The sequence below is a fragment of the uncultured Chryseobacterium sp. genome, from assembly GCF_913776365.1.
Lineage (GTDB): Bacteria > Bacteroidota > Bacteroidia > Flavobacteriales > Weeksellaceae > Chryseobacterium.
The window spans coordinates 1-3,788 of record NZ_CAJYMO010000217.1 but is presented as its reverse complement, the minus strand read 5'-3'; the positions used below and the strand labels follow the sequence as shown (position 1 = coordinate 3,788).

The following is a 3,788-nucleotide window of genomic DNA, read 5'->3' as shown; positions in this document are numbered from 1 at the left end:
TCGAAGCACATCGGCCCCATGATATCCTGGACATAAGAAGGAAATTTGAATTCCCTGCCCAGCGTCGGATGATCAGCCATGACATCGGCCCCGGCCCTGGACGCTTCCAGCAGGAAAGCATTTCCGTAATCGAAGAAATAGGTTCCTCTTCCGGTATGCCTGTTGATGGCTGCGGCATGCCTTCTCAGGCTTTCCTGCACCTTGTCTCTGAATTGTTCAGGATCTTCGGCCATCATGCGATTGGATTCCTCAAAGCTCTGCCCGGCAGGATAATAGCCTCCGGCCCAGGGATTATGCAGCGAGGTCTGATCTGAGCCGATATCGATCCGGACATTTTCCTGATCAAATTTCTCCCAGACCTCAACGATATTGCCCAGATAGGCCAGGGAAACCGTTTCCCCGTTTTCCTGTGCGGTTTTCACCCTGCTGACCAGCTGATCAAGATCTTCATGGATTTCATTTACCCATTTTTGATCATGACGGATTTTGGTGATTTTCGGATTCACTTCCGCACAGACGGTTACGCAACCGGCAATGTTCCCGGCTTTGGGCTGTGCACCGGACATCCCGCCCAATCCTGAAGTAACAAAGAGCCCGCCCTTCGGTTCTCTGCTGATTTTCCTGAAGGCATTCAGCACAGTGATGGTGGTTCCGTGCACAATGCCCTGAGGCCCGATGTACATATAGCTTCCGGCCGTCATCTGCCCGTACTGCGTAACGCCGAGCGCGTTGAATTTCTCCCAATCGTCCGGTCTGGAGTAATTCGGGATCATCATTCCGTTGGTGACCACTACCCGCGGGGCGTCTTTATGCGAAGGGAACAGGCCCATCGGATGTCCGGAATACATGACGAGTGTCTGCTCGTCCGTCATTTCCGAAAGGTATTTCATGGTTAACAGGTACTGTGCCCAGTTGGAAAACACGGCACCGTTTCCACCGTAGGTAATCAGTTCATGGGGATGCTGGGCTACGGCATAATCGAGGTTGTTCTGGATCATCAGCATAATGGCTTTGGCCTGCTCAGATTTCCCGGGATATTCTGAGATGGGACGTGCCTTCATTTCGTACTCCGGACGGAAGCGGTACATATAAATCCGTCCGTAGGTTTCAAGCTCTTCCCGGAATTCAGGCAGCAGTTCCGCATGAAACCGGGGCTCAAAGTAACGAAGTGCATTTTTTAATGCTAATTTTTTTTCTTCTTCCCCTAAAATCCCCTTCCGTTTCGGTGCATGGTTGATGTGCGTTTCATAAGGTCTCGGCTGTGGCAGCTGCTGCGGGATGCCCTGCTTTATCTGTTCCTGGAATGTCATCTCTTATTGATCGTTATTGGTTTATACCTGATGGTTTTTTTGTGGTTTTAAAGATATTCAAATTAGAAAATCCGTGCAACTTCCGGCAGAAGATTTACAGGATTGGATGAATCATGTTTTTTTGTTGCCCCAAACCACCCTGTTTGCAACCATTGCCCGGACTTTAATGAAAGATTTTGGAAAACGCAAGGTCGCGAAGGGTTTTTGCCTGCTTTGTGCGGTATAAGGCGCAAAGATTTTATCGGAGATAAAATAGAATGCTGCATATTGTCTTATACTACCGATACCTGTAAAGCAGTCTATTGACCGGCATTAAAATTTGGCTTTGCCAAATTCTTTGCACCTTATACCAAGGCCTTTCCCGATATTCTTTGCGACTTCGCGTTTTTCCAATATCCATCACAAGTCCATTGCAAATATGCTTAACGGAAATTCCCCTCCGGTTTTGGAGGGGTGGCGAAAATTCCGAGAATTTTTGACGGGGTGGTTTTACGGCGTCAGTTGTGTGCTTACTTTACGGGTACGGATACGAGCGTGACGCTCGCACCAGCATCAGAAACGCCTGTACTAAGAAACGCCTGTACCAAGTAGAGTGCCGATGTTGGAAAACGCAAGGTCGCGAAGGGTTTTTGCCTGCTTTGTGCGGTATAAGGCGCAAAGATTTTATCGAAGATAAAATGGAATGCTGCATATTGTCCCGTACTAACGATGCCTGTAAAGCAGTCTATTCAGCAGCATTAAAATTTGGCTCTGCCAAATTCCTTGCGCCTAATACCGCAGCATTTCCCTGTATTCCTTGCGGACTTTGCGCTTTTCCAATACTCATCACAAGTCCGAAGCGGACATTCTTAACGGAAATTCTCTTCCGGTTTTGGAGGGGTGGCGAAAATTCAAAGAATTTTTGACGGGGTGGTTTTACGGCGTCAGTTGTGTGCTTACTTTATGGGTACGGATACGAGCGTGACGCTCGCACCAGCATCAGAAATGCCTGTACCAAGTAGAGTGCCTATATTGGAAAGCGCAATGGCGCAAAGGGTTTTTGCCTGCTTTGTGGGGTATAAGGCGCAAAGATTTTATCGAAGATAAAATGGAATGCTGCATAATAGTATTGTAATCTAAGATTTTAAAAATGGTAACTTATGTCAGACACCAACCTGTAATTTTGCGCCAGCGGTGAATTTTACGCATCGGTTGAGGTTCAGCGTAAGGTCAAATTGACCATTGACAAGCAGAGTGGATTGACCATTGCCTTTTTTACCCTGCCGTTTATCCTATAGGCTGCCGACATAGCCCTGATAGCAGCGGCTACCCCACAGCGGTGCAGGAAGGCTGGAGCGTGCAAGGCTTTGGCATCGGCATGCATTGGAGAGCCCAGGTGCGAGGAGTAATAGCGGATAGCAGGAAACAGCTCCTGAAAATCAACAGCAGGCCTTGCGGAAAAACGTGAAACCCCATCCTTAGAATCAGGACAGGGCTTCACTCGTGAAAAACAAGGTTTCTTCAGACCGCAGGACCTGCAGCGTCTTTTATTTCTTCTATTAATTTTTTCCTTTCACGCAGCCTTCTTCGGGCAATCACCGATTTTCCGGCGAGCAGCCTGATGAAGCGCACATATTCGAACCGGTCCCGCCCGAAATGGTGGGCCAGTATATAGACAAGCACCCCGGAACCGGCCAGGATAATATATCCAAAGAGCTTTTTACCCGCAATGAGAATGGCATTCAGCTGCAGGGCTTTCATATTGCCTGACAACGTCTGCGGAGTAATTGTCATCCCGTCGAGGTATACCGCCAGGTCTCCTACCGCCATTACCTGGAAACGGTACTGGAACCATGCGTACAATGCCGAAAAGATCCCGACTGCCAGGAAGGTCCTCCAGACCAGCACCAGCCCGATTGCCGCCAGCATATCATCCATTTCCAGCTTGTCCAGGGTGTAAAACCAGACTGAAATGAAAAGGGAACAGGTTCCGTAGCCTTTGAGGAACATCGGCAGGTACCAATAGTCATAACTGAACTCGAGTACCATGGAAAAGTACATGATGACCGCATACCCCATCATGGCAGCAAAGCCTGAAAAAATAAACATCTTCAGCGGGATCTCCTTTTTGAACCAGAAAATGGCGGTTGCCCCGGCCAGCACCAGCCCGGGAATCATCAGAAGGTTGAGGCCTGCATTGGTCAGCTGGTCGTATCCCAGCACTCCGACGGCAAAGGTATTCTGAATAGAGGTTGTCCCCAGGAACATTCCGAGGCAGAGGAGCATGAACAGGCCGTGCAGCACATTGTTCCGCGAAAAGATTTTGAATGACAGGTACGGCCGCTTCAGGGTCAGCTGGCGGATCACCAGCAGCGCAAAGCTCACAAAAGCAGCGATTCCCGCCTCAACAATCCTTTTGGACTGAAGCCAGTCCTGCTGTTTCCCGAAAGAGAGCACGTAGGCCGAAAACATAAAGGTGGAAACAAAGAGCAGGATGCT

General features: G+C 49.0%; 1 protein-coding gene and 1 pseudogene. Both read right to left on the bottom strand.

Annotated elements, in window-relative coordinates:
* A partial coding sequence (locus tag QZ735_RS11085; protein ID WP_294248213.1) for a urocanate hydratase occupies positions 1 to 1,310 on the bottom strand: 1,310 nt, incomplete at its 3' end.
* Between the two features lie 1,500 nt (positions 1,311 to 2,810).
* Positions 2,811 to 3,788 (bottom strand): annotated as a pseudogene (locus QZ735_RS11080) (MFS transporter); the annotation flags it as partial.